The sequence below is a fragment of the Streptomyces sp. NPDC093510 genome (assembly GCF_040683555.1).
Lineage (GTDB): Bacteria > Actinomycetota > Actinomycetes > Streptomycetales > Streptomycetaceae > Streptomyces.
Genome location: NZ_JBFBEE010000038.1, coordinates 55,291 through 70,998 on the forward strand (window position 1 = coordinate 55,291; position 15,708 = coordinate 70,998).

Sequence of the window (15,708 nt, forward strand, 5' to 3'; positions counted from 1 at the left end):
CCGGTCCCCCGGTGTTCAGAGCTGGGCCTGCACTGTGCTCGCGTCCATGCCGAGGGCTTCGGTGAGGACGCGCGCGCGGACGGCCCGCTGGCGGCCGGTGACCCGGTCGACGGTGGCGGTGGAACGGCCGGCGAGGGCCGCCTCCTCGCGCAGCCTCTCCAGCCGCTTGCCGGCCATGGCGAGCTTGTTGTGGGCCTTCTTGATGACCCACTCGCTCAGCGCCTCCCGGGACTGCCCTGCCATGGCGTCGAGTTGGGTCTCCAGCTCGTCGATGGTGTCGGCCAGGTCGAGCGCCTCCTTGGCGTCGGGGTTGATCAGGTGCAGCACCTCGCGCTCCACGATGGGGCGCTGGGCGGGCGAGTCCCACAGCACATGGGTGAGCACCGACAGGTCGATCTCGCCGACCGCCGTGCGGCCGTCCAGGTACGCGGACGCCTGGAGCAGGCCCACCGCCTGCCGCCAGCGGCGGTCCGAGGCGATGAGTTCCTTGCGGCGCAGGGCTGCCCGCAGCGTGCACACCGCGTCCACGATCCCGTCGGGCACCTCGACGGCCGGGACGGCTTCGGTCACGGCCTGCTGCAAGTCGGCCAGCTCGACGGTCGTCCGTGCCGGCGCCTGCGGGCGGCTGACGGCGGAGCGGACCAGCGCGGCGAAGTTCGAGGGGTCCTCTAGGTATCCGACCTCCACCCGCACCAGCAGCCGGTCGTATATCGCGGCCGTACCGTCTCCGCCGGGCAGTTCGTTGCTCGCCGTGATGGCCCCGATCAGGGGGCAGCGGATCGGCTCACCGCCGCTCTCGGGGTGGTAGATCCGCTCGTTGAGGTAGCCCAGTGTCTCGTTCAGCGCCGCCGTGGAGCACTTGAATATCTCGTCGATGAACGCGATGTGCGCGGTCGTGGCGCGGCCGTCGTAGACCTGGCGGTACTCGCCGCGGGCCAGCGCGGCGACGTCGACGGGCCCGAACATCCTCGTCGGCGCGGTGAACTTCGACAGGAGGATCTCCCAGTACGACGCCCCGTCGACCCTGCCCGTGAGTTCGCGCGCCAGCTCGGACTTGGCCGTCCCTGGCGGGCCGAGCACCAACGAGTGCTGACCGGCCAGAAGCGTCACCACCAGCGTCCGCACCACGTCGTCCCGCTCGTAGAAGCGGTCCGACAACTCGCCGGTGATCACCCGCAGCCTCTTGGCCGTGTCCTGCGCGCCCAACTCTTCAGCCCCTTGCCTGTGCAGCAGCCCGGGGGCGCCGGCGGTGACGCCCCCTCAACGATTCCTCTTCGAGCGGCCATAGAAGACCATGGCGACAACTACCGCAACAGAGACGATGAGCGGCGCGCTTCTTCTGCTGTGCGCGCCAGGCCGCGACCTCGTCCGAGGGCTCGCGCTCGGCCTGCGGTGCTGCGGGCTTTTAGCCCCCACTTTCACCGCGGACACGGTGAAGTTGGGCCCGTCCTTGTCCCACGCCGAGCCTGAGTCGTCGGCCGCAGAGGCGCCCGCGGCCGACAGCAGGGACAGGGGCAGGGTCAGCACGACACGGTATGGAACCATCCCCTCCGCAAGCGATGGGAAAAGGGCGCGAATCGCACTCAGCTCCCGGGCGTGGACGTGCCGTTGCGCCCTGTGCACTCGACATCGGCTGAAATGTGGCCGGAGATGTTCAGTCGTGTGCGGGACCGGACCCGCCACCGCCGGTTCAGCGCAGGCGTCGCGCGCGCAGCACCACGTCGTCGGTGTGGTGCGCGCCCGCGCCCCCGTCGGGTGCCGCCCGGGGGCGCTCCTCGTCCACCTCGACCTGCCAGTCGTCGTCGAGGAGCGCCGCGACCATCGAGGGCCAGACGTAGTCGGCGGGGTCGAAGGCGCTGTCCTGTTCGGGCTGATGGGCGTCCATCCCCGCGTGGTGGACGAGCAGCAGTACGCCGCCGGGTGCGACGGCATCGAGCAGTGCGCGCTCGGCTGCGGCGTCGGGGGTGCGCAGCAGCGCCGGGTACTGCGCGGAGACCAGGTCGAAGGAGGCTCGCGGGAGCGGCGCCTCTGTCAGCGCGGCGTGGACCCAGCGAACGGTGACGCCGGCGTCCCGCGCATGCGTGACGGCCCGCTCCAGCGCCACGCCCGAAACCTCGAGCGCGGTCACGTCCCAGCCGCCGCGTGCGAGCCAGATGGCGTCCGCGCCCTCACCGCAGCCGACGTCGAGCGCGCGTGCGGGTGTGAGCCCGGCGGCCTCGGCGACCAGTACTCCGTTGGGGTTGCCGCTCCACAGCTGCTGCCGCTCGGCGTACAGGTTGTCCCACTCGTCGCGTACGGCGGGGTCTCCGATGTACCCGCCGACTGGCAACGACGAGATGTCTGACGTAGGAGATCCTGCTGCACTGTCGTCGGTTGCGAGGTTGTCGGTCATGGCCCCACCGTCGTTCACGACCCCCAGAACGCGCCAGTCCTGTTGCCGATCCGGCAACACCTCCAGGTGTGGGCCCTCAGGCTCCGCTCCGCTCCGCTGCCTCACGGTCGAACCGGGCAGGGACAGTGCACTCAAGCGGCGTTCCGCGCTCGGCTTCCTACCGCACGCGCAACTCCCGGCTCATTGACGCTGGTTGGCCCGACGACGCCTACGGACGTCCCCGGGCCAAGCGGGACCACCCATCCCCGGGCCAAGCGGGACCATCTCTTCGCCGAGTTCAAGTCGGACACCGGACGGATACGTCCCGCTCAGCGCGGTCAGAAACGGGACCTCTGCGTGATCAGCCGGCTCCGACACCAACATGATCACAGGCTCCGTGCCTGTTCTGCTGCGGTGTCAACGGCCTGGCGGCCGTCCGCACCGGCGGGCGGGGCGGCCTCACGCAGGGGCGCCGAGCGGCGGGTGCTCGAGCACGCGGGCTTGTACTCGACCAGCTGGATGCGGCCGTCGAAGGTGCGGTGCTCGACCATCTCGAGAGCAACGTCCGGATAGCCGTCGTAGATGCGTTCCTCGCCCGTGGCCCCGGTGATCACCGGGAACATCACGACCCGGAAGCGGTCGACGAGTCCGGCTCGTAGCAGGGACCGGCACAGGCTGAGGCTGCCGATCGTGCTGAGGAGCCCCGAGCCACTCGACTTCATGGCGCGGACCGCCTCGACGGCGTCGTCGTGGACGAGCTTGGAGTTGGCCCACGTCAGTGGCTCCTCGAGTGAGGAGGAGAACACCACCTTGGACGCTTGCGTGAGCTCGTCGACGGACGCCTCTTCCTCGGGCCTGAACTCGTCTTGGCCATTCGGGACCTGGCCTGCGGCGAAGCCCGACATCAGGCGGTAGGTGTTCGCTCCCATCAGGTAGGTGGCCTCGGGCTGCTTCCCGAGCCATGCGAGGTACTCCGGGCCCTCGAGGCCCCAGAACCCGGGCCACCCCTCTCCCGATGCGTAGCCGTCGAGCGAGGTGATGAAGTCGACGAGAAGCTCCGACATGGTGATGTCCTTTCCTGGGGTGTCACAAGCTTGGACCGGCCGGGAGCAACAAACTCATCGGTCGCGCTGTGGAGTGACGAGAAAGCCCATGACGCTACAGCCGATCAGGTCGGCGGAGCGGCACCGCGTCGGAGGGCCTGGGGCCCTACGTGATTGCGCTATGCACGCAGAATTCCGGTGCTGTACTCGCCGGACTGCGCGCTGCACTGTGCTCACCACGGCCAGATCCACATCACCGCCACCGTCCTGTGAGCGCCGCCGTCAAGCCGCTCGGCGTGCTCGCCGCAACGGTCGGTCCACCTCCTCGATCCCATCGACGTGATCGCACTGCGCCCCCGCACTCTGAACGAGCGCACGGGACGCAGTGTGGTGGCCCCGGCGCTACGGCGGCGGCGGGCCGTCAGCCGTTCGAAAGTGTTCCTGTAGGAGCTCGGACCTCGCGAGTACCTTCGCGACTTCCGGGTAGTCCCGTCGCACTCTGTGGGCGTACCGTGCGCAGAGTTCCCTTCTCTTCCTCGGGTTGTTGTGCAGGAGGGACTTTGCGTTCCACAGGTGGGTGAACGACTTGTTCTTCCGTCCGGACCACAGCTCGCCCCCCGTGTAGTCACGTAGGAACGAACCGATGCGCACGCCGCTCGCCTTTGCGCACATAGGCAGCAGCCGCTGCTCCGCGAAGATCGGGTGTGCGGGCACCGACCCGTCGGGCTCCGACCGGACCGGGTTGCCCGCCATGAACGACAGCGCCCGGTCGGCGTATTCATTCTTGAACGCGTCTTTGGTGAAGACAAGCAGCGCGGCGCTGCAAGGAGCGACCGACCAGTCAAGGCCGCTCCAGTCGAATCCGGGTGGTGCGACGAGGCGGTCCCGACCGACGTAAGCGGCGAAGCCGAGTGACTCCTCGTGCAGGCTCATCACTTCCGCGGTGACGAGCTGCCGGATGCCGTGCCAGACGATGAGGTCGATGTCCATGACGCAGCACGGCGCTGCCTCCTGCCGCAGAGCCACGATCTTGCCAAAGGACCAGAAGACGCCGCCGTTGATCGTCTGAGACGCCGACTCCAGGAGCCGGGCATCGACCCCGCCGTCCCAGAGGTCCAGAAGTCCGAGCCGGTCGTAGAACTCCTGACCCGGAGGATCCGTATAGAGCCGGATCACTCCATTGTGCCGACGCCACTCCAGCGCCGACAGGACCGTCGTGAGGATCTCGAAGTCTTCCTGCCGGTATGGGGACCCTTTGGCTCGCGAGACGTAGTAATTCGTGGCCGGCCGGGTGGAAACGACATGGATCGCCTTCACAGCCGCTCCCTTCCACCGTGCCCCGGCCCACGGCCCTGCGTACGGCCATGGCCCGCGGACAGTGACCCCCTCACGACAGGTACCTCCGGATGCTGGGCATGTGACGCAGCATTCCCACGAGTTCGGGGTAGTCGCGGCGGATCCGGGCCACGCACCGCCGACAGAATGACTCCCGGCAGTCCGGGCCGCTCTTGAGCTCGTCCTTGTAGGCCCAGACGTGGGTGACCAGTTGGTTCCTTGCACCGTCGGCCATCGTCTCGCTGTTGAGCTCGGGCCTGGGCCAGTCGAGGAAGTACGCCGGTCGCACCCCCAGCCTCAGCGCGCACATCGGAAGCAGCCGCTGGGCCACGAACACGTCATGGACCGGAACACGGCTCTCGGCCTCCCGCCGGATCGGGTTCCCCAGGATGAACTCCATCGCCTTGGCATGGAACATCTCGGTGAGCCGGTCAGCCGCGTAGTAGGTCAGCGAGGCGTTGCACGGGGACGCCTCCCAGTCCCACTCCTCCCAGACGTAACCGTTGGGCGTACTCAGCTCGCACCGGGGTCTGTACACACCGTGGTGCAGGGGCTCCTGGTGCAGTGCCATGAACTCCGAGGTGATCAGAGGGTCGATCGCTCCCCAGACGACAAGGTCCGTGTCCAGCGAGACGAAGGGTGCCGCCTCCGCCCGGAGGGCCGCGACGCGTCCGGCCGTCCAGAACACGTCGTGGTTGATGGAGGCGGGCAGCGACTCCAGCACGTCCGTGTCGATTCCGCCCTCCCACAGCTCCGTCATCCCGAGGCGCCGGTAGTACGCCTCCCCGACGCGGTCGGTGTACAGCTTGATCGGGCCGTTGAAGCGGCGCCAGGCGGCCGCCGAGAGGATGGTCGTGAGGAGTTCGAAGTCCTCCACCTCGTAGCCGTCGGGGCCCTTCAGCCTCCCCAGGTACGGCACGGATGGCACGGTGGAGTTGACGTGGATGGCCTTCATCCGGCGTCAGAGCTGAGGGCGGCCGGTGAGCCGGTTGACGACCTCCGCCAACTGGGCAAAGGCCGGGCGGACGCTCGGGGGAGCCATCGAGGCGCGCAACACGAAGGGAACCTGCCCCCGGTCGATCCTCATCGCCACCTCATCGCCCTCCGGGGGATCCTCGTCCTCAAGGGGGAACCACAACGTGATCCGGGCGTTCGCCGACGTGATGGCGACCGAACCGACGAGCGAGTCCGGCACGTACCCCTCGTCCGCGTTCGACGGGAGCTCCATCAAGGACTCGACGTTCAAGTTCCGCGCAAGGGCCGCCAGTTCCTCGGAGCGAACCACCTCCGAGAACCGTTCGTCGACGTCTCGCAGCTCGTCCACATGGGTCACCGCGGCCTCACCCCTGGAAGGGACCGAAGCCCGGAAATCGACCCGTTGTCCTGGGCAGCCGCCGGAGATGTACAGGTCGATCGTCACGTCGTCGGCGGCAGCGCCCTCTTGATCGCCCGTCGGGCCGTCGGCCAGCCGTGCGACCGCGGCCCTCATACGCTCGACATCGGGCCGCGTAAAGGATTCGATGGTTACCCTCATGTCGTCCTCGTCCTCGTCCTCGTCCTCGTCCTGGTCGTGAAGCGGGCGGACCTAGATGAGATCCAGGCCGATCGAGAAGGCCTCGGCCGTGAGCGGAGCCGAGACACAGATCCGGTTGACGTGGCGCTGCAGCGCCGATCCGACGTTGTTGTCCATGACCGTTCCCGTGTTGACGGGGTTACGGTTCGGGCAGCGGGTATCGGAGTACTCGTCCGGATTGCCGAGCATGTGGCCGAACTCGTGCGCGGCGACGTCGCCGGTGTCGGACGTGTCCCACGTCGTCATATCGGTCTGGGCAGGGCCCTGTCGCACCCGGACGACGTGGTGAGGGCTGGAGGTTACCCACTGCACGTCAACGGTGATGACAGAGCTGCCGTAGGGCCCGGCGCAGACGAAGTGGTTACTCCACTTGTTCTCGATGCCGGTCTCCCACGTCGTACGCAGTGTCGCCATGGTGGCGGCGGTGATTCCCGCGTCGGGGTTGAGCTGGATGCGTACCGTGACAGCGGTGCAGTTCTGGAAGTACGCGGCGTTCCAAGCGAAAATGCACTCGGACACCCGGAATCCGCGCTGGCCGATGTACGGGCAGGGGCCCGCGAGGGCCTGGGGGCTCTCGGCGGGCTCGGGGGCAGTGTGCGACACGACGACTCCCTTCGCCGCCACCTCGTCGGGAGCGACAGGCTGGGAAGCGGATGAGGATGAGGGCGAGGGTGAGGGCCTCGCCGGGGGCGGCCCCGATGAGCCGGACGCGCCGGCCGCGCCGGCCGCGAGGTAATCGCTGTACTCCGGCAGCGGATCGACGCCGTAGAACGCGTCGGTCCTCCGGGTCAGCTCCAGGAACTCGGCGAAGAGATCCTGGGAATAGGGAACCGAGTCGATCCGGTGGAGGACATTTCGCGCGTACGCCCGCGCGTTGTTCGCCTTGAAGTCGAACGCGTCCGACGGCGTCGTCCCACCCGCGTCGCCCAGCTCGTGCAGAAAGCCCTCGATACGCTCGCGCGCCAGTTGCCGGAGCTCGGGCGGCAGCGTGGAGATCCGGTGGACGGCCGGCACCGTAGCGATGTAGCTGGAAATCGAGTCGGCGTCGGCGAACTTCCCCGTCAGGACCATCGTGTAGTACGCGGGCAGGTCGAACAGGTTGAGGTTGGTGATCGTATTGTGCAGGTTGACGGTCGTGTTGGACAGTGCCTTGATCTCGGTGAAGTGACGGAATACGTCGTCGAAGTCGCTGTGCATGCGCACGTATTCGGTCGTCCGCCGGGTGCCGTCCAGGCTGATGTTGAAATGAACCCGCTCGAATCGCGACAGGTGCGCGCGGATGTCGACCTTTCCTGAGGTCAGCGTGGAGCCGTTTGAGATGATCTCCACGGACACATCGTCCGACAGCTCGTTCAGCACGTCCAGGAAACGGGGCTCGTTGATGGGGTTGCCGCCGTGGAACGTGACGATACGGATCGGGTTCGCCCGGATGAAGCTGATGACCTTGTCGATGTCATTGCGCCGGTACCCGACCGGCTCCACGCCCAGCATTCGGTGACGGTCCGAACTCAGCCGTGTGCTGAGCTTGTCGAAGCACATCCGGCAGCTGTACGTGCAGAGGTTGCTGAGGGCGATCAACAGATACTGCGTCCGACTGACGTCGCCGGTCGTCTCGTCGTAGGCCTCTGCGACATCCGGCCAGTGGAATCTTTCCTGGTAGTAGTTGTGGACGGTCGGCTGGCGCGTTGCCTCGTCGAGGCATGCCCGGCAGCCCTCCGGCACCTCACCGCGCAGGAACTGCCGGCGGGCGGTGCGCATCTTCTCACTGTTGACCAGCCCGGAGACGTCGTCGACCAAGCCCAGGCGACCGGCCTGCGGCCCCTTGTCCTCACAGCAGATGACCGACTCGCCATCGGCCCAGATGGCCAGCGAGACGAAGGGGGCGATGCAGAGCGGAGTCCTGTTCTCGGGCTTCTGACTCATCATGGCTCCCGGTGGGTAGCAGATGAAGAACGTCAGCGGTCGGCCGGGGAAACCGAGTCAGCCTCGCCGTACGGCATTCTCTCGGAGGGATCCGAGAGTCCGCCATGGCAATAAGCGCCCACAGATGAAGACCAGCCCTATACCAGCCATACCGCAGTCACAAGCGCGATCAGATTTCGCTACCTCACTCGCGGGCAGCGCCTGGGAGATGACTGTTCTCGCGCCTCACTCCCTTTTCTTCAATGCACAATTTTCACGTCCGGAATGGCTCGATTCTTCTTCGGAAACACTGGGAACAGGAGCGCCATTCGGATTGCGCGATCCTCATGGCACAAGTTTCCCGCTGTCAGCTCGCACCTCGTGCGTGCTGGGACTGATCCCGTCCGCGTTGTTCGGCGTGTATGCCCCGCTCCCCGAGCAGGGCATACACCGCATCAGCGGGCGAGGCCCGCGGGTAGGGCCCAGCCACACCTCCAAAGACCGTCCCGGCCTCGTGCGGCCGGGCGGCGCACCCGGATCTCGGCGCCGTCAATGATCCCGGTCTGCCCGCTCGCGTCGAGTTGGTCGATGACCTCGGCGAGGGTACGCAGCCTGGTGCCGGGGGCGACGGTGCGACGGTGCGACCACGCGCCGCCGACAACGGTCGCACTCCGAACCAGCAGGCCAGCACATCTTGCGTGAGCCCGTGCCGCAGGTGAACGAGCGCGGCCGGCAGCCGGTCGACGAAGGCCAATTTGTGCTTCGCCCCGGCCCCCACCGCCCGGCGCCGAGGGCGCGGCGCAAGCACAGCCTGGTGCCGCTCGTGCCACAACGGGACTATTTCGTCGACGTGTTCATCACAGGCCGGAACGGCGACCCAGCCGACGCCACATGGCGGTGCGGCCACTCAGGAGTGATCGCGGTGTCCATGCCTCCCAGCGCCGAGCCGACGCTCTGGGAGCTGCACCGAGCCGTCTCGCAGCTACGAGAGGACCTTCGCGGGGACCTCGCTCGGCTGGCAGCTCGCCTTGATCACGTCGTGACCGAGGACGTGTACCGGGCGGATCGACGCGGTGTAGAGCAGCGAATCACCCATCTTGAGACGGGTCTTGGCGCGTTGCGGGCCGAGGTGGATCAGAGCCTGGAGCGCACGGAGCAGCAGCGCCGCGAGGATCAGGCGCAGGCGATGGCGACGCGTCGGCCGGTGTTCAGCTCGTTCGTCTCGCCGGTGCTGTGCCGCGCTGCGCGCCGAAGGCGTGCATGTGGTGGAGCGGCCGGGGTGGAGAACCCATAATCTGCCGGGCCCGCTGTGTCACGGCATGATCGCCGAGGACGGCACCGTGCACCTCGGGCGGCGGCGCTCTGCTGAGCGCACGGCGCTGCGCGAGCGCGTGACTGCCCGGCTGAAGTCGAAGCCGTCCGGCGGAGGTTCGAGCAGTGGCTCGACGGGGGGCTCGTTCGCGGGCTCGTCGACCTACGTGGTCAAGAGCGGCGACACGCTGTCCGGGATCGGCAAGAAGCTCGACGTCCGTGGGGAAGTTCTCGCCCAGGCAGGCCAACAGGATCAAGAAGCCGTTCGTGATCAAGGCGGGGCAGAAGCTCACCATTCCGGGGAAGTCGAGCGGCGGCCCCTATGCTGCTCCTCCCTTTCCGGAGGGTCTTGCTCCGGGCCGCTCGGCACCGTCTGCGCGCAGTCTCCAGAAGGCACTGAAGGACGCCGGTTGGCTCGACCGGTCGGTGCCGCTGGCCGACGCGTACGGGCCTCAGACGCAGGAGGCCGCCGCCGCCTTCAACCGCAAGCACAACCTGTTCGCCACGGGCCGCCCCACTGATCCGGCGATCGGCCGCCGGGGCTGGAACCTCCTGCACGAACTCGCCTACGGAAAGTAGAACGTTGATCAACTTCATTCACGCGCACAGCACCCGCCTCTAACGGCCTGCCGACGGGGCGGATGATCCTGGTCGTGGATCATGAACGCCCACCGTCCGGCCGAACGGTGCGACATCCCTCCCCATTACCCGCCGCACCCCCTGTCTAATGCGTCGGCCGTCACAGGGTGGGGTGAAACGCTAGCTGGGAGGGGTGTCTCGGTCTTCCTCAAGGCGTAGCTGTCCGGTGAGGATGTCGCGGGCGATGTCCTTGAGGAGTTGTTGCTGGCTGAAGGCGTGGGCGCGCATGCGGGCCAGGGCTTCGGAGACGGTGACGTTGCTGGCTTCGGCGGCCACGCCGGCTGCTTGGTGCACGATCGGCGGATAGCCCACGGGGCCCGCCTCCGGGGCTGCTTGTCTCCAGCCGATCAGTACGGGATGGGCGTCCAGGACCAGCAGCGCGAGGACCCGGGCGTAGGCCTCGAGCCTGGCTCGATCCGCTGCGCTGAGGGGGCGCGAGGTGGTGTGGTAGATGTCCATGGCGCCGACCGGGACGTTGTTGCCGACCAGTAGCGGCACGGCCACTACGCAGCGGATGCCCAGTTCTCCGGCCGTCCGCGAAAAGACCGGCCACTGCCGGGAGTCAGGCTGTACGTCCGCTTCCACGATCCTGCGTTGCAGGTAGGCCTCGGTGCACGGGCCTTCCCCCGCCACGAGCTGCGCGTCCTCCAGCTGGTGGCTGCGCTCGTCAGCGGCATATGCCACGGTCCTGATCCGGCCCGAGGTGATCAGGCTGACCCCCAGGCCATCCGCGCCCACATCGTCGGCACACGCCGTCACAGCGGACGGCAACGCCACCGGACGGTCGGCGCCACTGGCGACCTCGACGACGCGCCTCCAAGCCCTGGTGTCCTGCCGCACATCCATGCCCAGCTCCCATTCCTGCCTGGTCGGCGGGCATGACACCCGATCGTTGACCAGTACAAACAAGCGTAGACCCCCACGGCGGCCATAGATAGGAAGCCCCGCGCCCCCTCACGGCCCATACGGCCCATACGGCCCATACGGCCCATACGGCCCGCCGATCTGGCCCGGGGGGTTCGTGGAGTCGCTGGCGTCGCCGCCGGGCTCGCGTGGTCGGCAGCTCGACGCGGAGGAGCTCGCTGCACTGGAGGCGGAGCAGGGGGCAAGGGTGCGGCCCCGCAAGAAGATCTGGGTGCTGCGCGATGATGTCGCCGAGGCACTGGAGCAGGGCCGGTATGACGGCCCGGGGTCGTTCTTCTCGCAGCGGGGGAACAAGGTCCAGTAGTTCCGCGTGGCCGGTGGAGTCGTCATCAGCGTCTCTCCGGTGAGGTCGGCGGAGTCGTTCTGCTCGCCTGATGTGGGTACGGCAGCCGCTGCCCCGGCGCCTGGCGTGGCCTCGGGGGGCATGGGGATCCACCGAGGAAAGGGGCAGAGGGGCAGAGGGGCACCCTTGGTAGGGTGCGCCGATGTCAACAATCAAGCAGTTGCAAGTGACCTTCGACTGCGCGGAGCCTGTGCGCCTCGCCGCTTTCTGGTGTGAGGTGCTCGGATACGTCGTACCTACGGTCCCGGAGGGCTTTGCCACGTGGGAGGAGTACCACCGCTCGCTGCCGCCCGAGGAGCAGGTGATCTACTTTGCGTGCAGTGATCCTTCGGGTGTGGGCCCGCGTCTGCTCTTTCAGCGAGTTCCCGAAGGCAAGGTCGTCAAGAACCGGCTGCATCTCGATGTGCGGGCCGGTATCGGGCTCGTGGGTGAGGAGCGCCTTGCCACACTTGAGGCCGAGTGCGCACGACTGGTCGCGCTCGGCGCGGTACATGTGCGAACGATGCGTGCCGACGGCGAGAACGAGTCCTGCATTGTGATGCAGGATCTTGAGGGCAACGAGTTCTGCCTCGACTGAGTCCCTGTTTTCACGAGGATGCAACGAGTTGGGCCTGCGTCAGGGCCTCGCAGCGACAGGTGAGTTGTAGCTGCGAGGCCCTGTGTGTATCCGTGGGAGACGGAATTTGCGCTGGTCTAACGGGGGGGGTGGGTGTCGGCGTACTGCCTTGTCGTCCCTGCGGTAGACGGATTGGCTCAGGAGTCCCACTCGTCACTGCCCGGCTCGCCACGCCGCCCGGACCGTACTGTGCTTCGCACGACAGCCTCCTTGAAGGCCGCCGCGGCTCGTCCTGTCAGGACGAGCCTGCGCGGGCGGTCGTCGGCGTGGGTGAACTGGACGACACCGTCACGCCGGCCGAGGCTGATGTTGGTGAAGGTGTAACCGATCCGAACGGGCCCGGGTTCCCGGCCCGTCAGCCGAGCTGCAACGACGTCGGCCACACCCCGGCCCATGGGCAGGGCTGCCTGGCAGGACATTCGGCTCGGCGTTCCGCCCACCGCCACCGCGGCGGCCGCGTCGCCGACGGCGTACACCTCAGGGTGCGAGATCGAGCGCAGGGTGGCGTCGACGAGCATCCGCCCGCTCTCATCCGTCGCGAGCCCTGCTGCACGCGCCAGTTCCGGTGCCTGGAACCCAGTGGTCCACACGACGGCGTCAGCGGCGAACGACGCGCCGTCGCGGGTGTCCAAGCCGTCCTTGCGCACCGCCGCGACAAGAGTCCTGGGATGAATCGAGACGCCCAGCCGGTCGAGAGCGCGCCGCAGGTGGGTCCGGGCGCGCGGCGCGAGCCCGGACCCCACGTCATCGGCATCGGTGAACAGCCGGACGCGCAGTTCGGGGTAACTTTCGGCCAGTTCCGAGGCGGTTTCCAGCCCGGTCAGCCCTGCGCCGACCACCGCGACGGTGCCGCCTGACGCGATCTCGGCAACCCTGTGCCGCAACCGTGTTGCCTGCTCAGGATCGGCGACAGCGTACGCGTGCTCGACCGCCCCCGGGACATCGTCGAGCCGCGCCCGGCTGCCCAGCGCGTACACAAGGGTGTCGTAGCCGATCACTCGGGGCATGGTGTCCATACACACGGTCCGGCCAGTGGTGTCGATCGCGGTCACGCGTCCGACGACCAGCTGGACCGATGCTCCGCCGAGCTGTTGACGCAACGGCAGCGCCGCCAATCGCTGCCCGGCGGCCAGCTGATGGAGCCGGACCCGTTCGACGAACCGGTCCGAGGCGTTGACCAGCGTGACGGTGACATCACTGCGGCGCAGCTTGCGGGCGAGGCGCTTGGCCGCCAGCAGACCGGCGTAACCGGCGCCCACGACGACAAGGCGATGACTCATGGCATGACTTCCTCTGTGACTACGGGCGGCTTCTGCGCCGCCTTGGACAATCGGTCGCCCGCCGCGCATCGGCGTCAGGACGCGGACCTGGCCACGGCAACCGCCCAGGCGATGTACAGGACGTTTGTCACCAGCCGAGCCACCGCACCGACCGGCCGCTCCAGCAGCCGGGGCCGGTCCGGGCGCGCGCGGCGCAGCGCGTCCACATGGGACACCAAGTAACAGGTGATCAGGACGGCGGCGGCCCAGCCCCCGGCCCGTCTGCCGCACGGAACCAGCACCAGCGCACCGACCACGACCTCCGCCGCCCCACTGGCGGCAACGAGGAGCCGCTCCCGGCGGAGGCATGCGGGTATCAGCGTGCGGAAGTAGCCGGGGGCCAGAAAATGCGCGACCCCCGTGACGATCAGGAACACCGCCAAGGCAACGGAAGCGATAGCGTGCATGGCACGATGATCGATTCACCTCGTGCCTGGGCACTTGAACAAAACGATCGCCGCATCGTTTTCGCCTCCAGCCCCGAGGCGACGATGTTCGCCGAGTCCCGCCCGCTCCGCGTCGTCCAACACCGGCTGCCCGCGTGGAAAGCCGTGCTGCCGATCGGCGGTCACGCCGAACTCCTGCAGCCGGGTCGGCCCATGGTGGCGGCGCCCGGACTGATCGTTCCGCCCCAGCTGGCCCACGCCTGCGCGGCGACCTCGCCCTACATCGCCCTGTTCATCGACTCCTGGCTGCTGCCCTCCCGCCCGGGGCCGATACGGCTCGGTTCAGGCGAGGTCCGCCGCTTGCTCACTGCGCTCGGCGCCACCGATTCCGACGGCCCCGGCACCTGCGTGGACCTGGCCGCCGGATACGCCGAGCTGCGGACACTCGCCGGGCGCCCATCCCTGCTCGATCCGAGAGTCGCCCACGCTGTCCGCCTGTGTACGTTGCGCGATCCGGACATGCCCATCACCTCCATCGCCATCGAGGCCGGCCTGTCGGCCCCGCGGCTGCGCGCCCTGGTCCAGCAGGACGTGGGTATTACACTTGCGCGTTTGCGCCGATGGGGTCGGCTCCGCACCGCGATCGCTCACTTGCCGGACTCGACTGCCGCCCTGGCCGCAGCTACCGCAGGCTTCGCCGACCAGGCCCACCTCACCCGTACTGCGCGGGACTTCGTCGGGCGTACGCCTGCCTCTCTGCGCCCCAAGAATGGAGCGGACTGCCGCGCCCGCGGAAAGCCCCAAACACAGGGGGAGGCCACCCTGTGCTCCGCACGCTGCGAGGAGTGCTCACTCCAGGGATCGCGGTCCGAGGCGCCCTGACCCGCGGGGCCCGCGAACCTAAAATCGAGGGTCTGAGTCCTCAGAGCCCGCCCCGCTGCCGCACCGTCGACCCGGCGCGCCCCTTCACCACCTCCAGCTGCGCGTGCACCCGTCGTCGCAGATCCGCGACGTGGCTGACGATGCCGACGCTGCGGTCCCGTTCGCGCAGGGAGTCCAGGACGTCCAGGACCTCGTCGAGGGTCTGGTCGTCGAGGGAGCCGAAGCCCTCGTCGATGAAGAGGGTGTCGAGGCGGACGCCGCCCGCCTCGTCGGTGACCACGTCGGCGAGGCCCAGGGCGAGCGCGAGCGAGGCGAAGAACGTCTCGCCGCCCGACAGGGTCGCCGTGTCGCGTTCACGGCCCGTCCAGGCGTCGACCACATGCAGGCCGAGGCCCGAACGGCCGCGTCCCGTGCGGTCGTCGGAGTGCACCAGGGTGTAGCGCCCGGACGACATGCGCCGCAGCCGCACCGTCGCGGCGGCGGCCACTTGTTCCAGGCGGGCGGCGAGCACATAAGACTCCAGCCGCATCCGGCGTTCGTTGTCCGCCGAGGTGCCCGCGGCGAGGCCGGCCAGCCGGGCCACCCGGTCGTACGCGTCGCGCAGCGGTGCCAGCCTGCGCGTCCCGGCGGCCGAGCGGGCGGAGAGCCGGTCCAGTTCGGCACAGCGCCGGGCGGCGGCGTCCCGCGCCGAGGCGGCGTCGCGCAGGCGTCGGGCCGCGGCCTCGGCCGCGGTTTGCGCGGCCGGGAGGTCGGCCGGCGGCCGCTGTGCGGCGGCGGCCGTCTCGGGTTCGGCAAAAACGGAGCGCACCGCCGCCTCTTCATTGCGCCAGGCGTCGATGCGGTGCTGGATCTCGCGGTACCGGGCGTCGTCGAGCAGGGCCGCCGCCGCGGCTGTCGGCGTGTCGAACCCGGCGCGGAAGGCCGCGTCGGCGAGTCGCGCGTCGGCGTCCTTGAGGCGCTCGGCGGTGTCGGCCGCGGCGCGGGCGGCGTCGGCGGCCTCGGTGAGCAGCGCGGCCTGCCGCTCCAGCTGGGCCGCGCGCGCGGCGCCACCGGAAGTGTCGCCG

16 protein-coding genes and 1 pseudogene are annotated in these 15,708 nt (G+C 68.7%); 5 read left to right on the forward strand and 12 right to left on the reverse strand.

Going from position 1 to position 15,708, the window contains the following annotated elements:
• Positions 1-15: 15 nt before the first annotated feature.
• The 8 genes and pseudogenes from AB0N81_RS38555 to AB0N81_RS38590 all read right to left on the reverse strand — a co-directional run bounded on the left by AB0N81_RS38555 (position 16) and on the right by AB0N81_RS38590 (position 9,032).
• Complete coding sequence (locus AB0N81_RS38555; protein ID WP_365366971.1) at positions 16-1,206, reverse strand: AAA family ATPase; 1,191 nt, start codon at positions 1,204-1,206, stop codon at positions 16-18.
• A gap of 484 nt (positions 1,207-1,690) precedes the next feature.
• Positions 1,691-2,392, reverse strand: a complete 702-nt coding sequence (locus AB0N81_RS38560) for a class I SAM-dependent methyltransferase (protein ID WP_365366973.1) — start codon at positions 2,390-2,392, stop codon at positions 1,691-1,693.
• Between the two features lie 438 nt (positions 2,393-2,830).
• Positions 2,831-3,435, reverse strand: a pseudogene (locus AB0N81_RS38565) (dihydrofolate reductase family protein).
• Between the two features lie 381 nt (positions 3,436-3,816).
• Positions 3,817-4,731: a DUF6734 family protein gene (locus AB0N81_RS38570; RefSeq protein ID WP_365366975.1), complete on the reverse strand. Its 915-nt coding sequence runs from the start codon at positions 4,729-4,731 to the stop codon at positions 3,817-3,819.
• A gap of 70 nt (positions 4,732-4,801) precedes the next feature.
• On the reverse strand, positions 4,802-5,668 hold the full coding sequence (locus AB0N81_RS38575; RefSeq protein ID WP_365366977.1) for a hypothetical protein: 867 nt from the start codon (positions 5,666-5,668) through the stop codon (positions 4,802-4,804).
• Between the two features lie 42 nt (positions 5,669-5,710).
• On the reverse strand, positions 5,711-6,283 hold the full coding sequence (locus tag AB0N81_RS38580; protein ID WP_365366979.1) for a hypothetical protein: 573 nt from the start codon (positions 6,281-6,283) through the stop codon (positions 5,711-5,713).
• Between the two features lie 51 nt (positions 6,284-6,334).
• Positions 6,335-8,248 (reverse strand): twitch domain-containing radical SAM protein, encoded by a 1,914-nt coding sequence (locus AB0N81_RS38585; protein ID WP_365366981.1) that lies wholly within the window; start codon positions 8,246-8,248, stop codon positions 6,335-6,337.
• A 343-nt stretch (positions 8,249-8,591) separates the two neighbouring features.
• The gene (locus AB0N81_RS38590) at positions 8,592-9,032 is read right to left on the reverse strand and encodes a transposase family protein (protein WP_365367004.1); all 441 of its coding nucleotides are present in this window, start codon (positions 9,030-9,032) and stop codon (positions 8,592-8,594) included.
• Here AB0N81_RS38590 and AB0N81_RS38595 point away from each other — a divergent pair.
• Together AB0N81_RS38595 and AB0N81_RS38600 are read left to right on the forward strand one after the other, a co-directional pair.
• The gene (locus AB0N81_RS38595; protein ID WP_365367006.1) at positions 8,931-9,518 is read left to right on the forward strand and encodes a hypothetical protein; all 588 of its coding nucleotides are present in this window, start codon (positions 8,931-8,933) and stop codon (positions 9,516-9,518) included. The genes AB0N81_RS38590 and AB0N81_RS38595 overlap by 102 nt on opposite strands.
• Before the next feature lie 236 nt (positions 9,519-9,754).
• Complete coding sequence (locus AB0N81_RS38600) at positions 9,755-10,114, forward strand: peptidoglycan-binding domain-containing protein (protein ID WP_365366984.1); 360 nt, start codon at positions 9,755-9,757, stop codon at positions 10,112-10,114.
• A 180-nt stretch (positions 10,115-10,294) separates the two neighbouring features.
• Here AB0N81_RS38600 and AB0N81_RS38605 read toward each other — a convergent pair whose 3' ends face one another.
• Positions 10,295-11,020 (reverse strand): GAF and ANTAR domain-containing protein, encoded by a 726-nt coding sequence (locus AB0N81_RS38605; RefSeq protein WP_365366986.1) that lies wholly within the window; start codon positions 11,018-11,020, stop codon positions 10,295-10,297.
• 175 nt (positions 11,021-11,195) lie between these two features.
• Between AB0N81_RS38605 and AB0N81_RS38610 the strand changes: the two genes are divergently transcribed.
• Positions 11,196-11,402: a hypothetical protein gene (locus AB0N81_RS38610; RefSeq protein ID WP_365366988.1), complete on the forward strand. Its 207-nt coding sequence runs from the start codon at positions 11,196-11,198 to the stop codon at positions 11,400-11,402.
• A gap of 181 nt (positions 11,403-11,583) precedes the next feature.
• Positions 11,584-12,018, forward strand: a complete 435-nt coding sequence (locus AB0N81_RS38615; RefSeq protein ID WP_365366990.1) for a VOC family protein — start codon at positions 11,584-11,586, stop codon at positions 12,016-12,018.
• 176 nt (positions 12,019-12,194) lie between these two features.
• Here AB0N81_RS38615 and AB0N81_RS38620 read toward each other — a convergent pair whose 3' ends face one another.
• Positions 12,195-13,337, reverse strand: coding sequence for an FAD-dependent oxidoreductase (locus tag AB0N81_RS38620; protein ID WP_365366992.1), 1,143 nt, complete (start codon positions 13,335-13,337; stop codon positions 12,195-12,197).
• A 74-nt stretch (positions 13,338-13,411) separates the two neighbouring features.
• Positions 13,412-13,783 carry a MauE/DoxX family redox-associated membrane protein gene (locus tag AB0N81_RS38625; RefSeq protein WP_365366994.1) on the reverse strand — a complete coding sequence of 124 codons (372 nt, stop codon included), beginning with the start codon at positions 13,781-13,783 and terminating at the stop codon, positions 13,412-13,414.
• Positions 13,784-13,789: 6 nt separating this feature from the next.
• Here AB0N81_RS38625 and AB0N81_RS38630 point away from each other — a divergent pair, with 6 nt between their 5' ends.
• The gene (locus tag AB0N81_RS38630) at positions 13,790-14,644 is read left to right on the forward strand and encodes a helix-turn-helix domain-containing protein (RefSeq protein WP_365366996.1); all 855 of its coding nucleotides are present in this window, start codon (positions 13,790-13,792) and stop codon (positions 14,642-14,644) included.
• Positions 14,645-14,684: 40 nt separating this feature from the next.
• Here AB0N81_RS38630 and AB0N81_RS38635 read toward each other — a convergent pair.
• Positions 14,685-15,708 (reverse strand): SbcC/MukB-like Walker B domain-containing protein (locus tag AB0N81_RS38635; RefSeq protein WP_365366998.1); only part of this gene is annotated, 1,024 nt, incomplete at its 5' end.

Coding starts and splice junctions, on each gene's coding strand:
- AB0N81_RS38560 (WP_365366973.1), bottom strand. CDS start 2,392: ATGACCGACAACCTCGCAACCGACGACAGTGCAGCAGGATCTCCTACG.
- AB0N81_RS38580 (WP_365366979.1), bottom strand. CDS start 6,283: ATGAGGGTAACCATCGAATCCTTTACGCGGCCCGATGTCGAGCGTATG.
- AB0N81_RS38585 (WP_365366981.1), bottom strand. CDS start 8,248: ATGATGAGTCAGAAGCCCGAGAACAGGACTCCGCTCTGCATCGCCCCC.
- AB0N81_RS38605 (WP_365366986.1), bottom strand. CDS start 11,020: ATGGATGTGCGGCAGGACACCAGGGCTTGGAGGCGCGTCGTCGAGGTC.
- AB0N81_RS38615 (WP_365366990.1), top strand. CDS start 11,584: ATGTCAACAATCAAGCAGTTGCAAGTGACCTTCGACTGCGCGGAGCCT.
- AB0N81_RS38620 (WP_365366992.1), bottom strand. CDS start 13,337: ATGAGTCATCGCCTTGTCGTCGTGGGCGCCGGTTACGCCGGTCTGCTG.
- AB0N81_RS38625 (WP_365366994.1), bottom strand. CDS start 13,783: ATGCACGCTATCGCTTCCGTTGCCTTGGCGGTGTTCCTGATCGTCACG.
- AB0N81_RS38630 (WP_365366996.1), top strand. CDS start 13,790: ATGATCGATTCACCTCGTGCCTGGGCACTTGAACAAAACGATCGCCGC.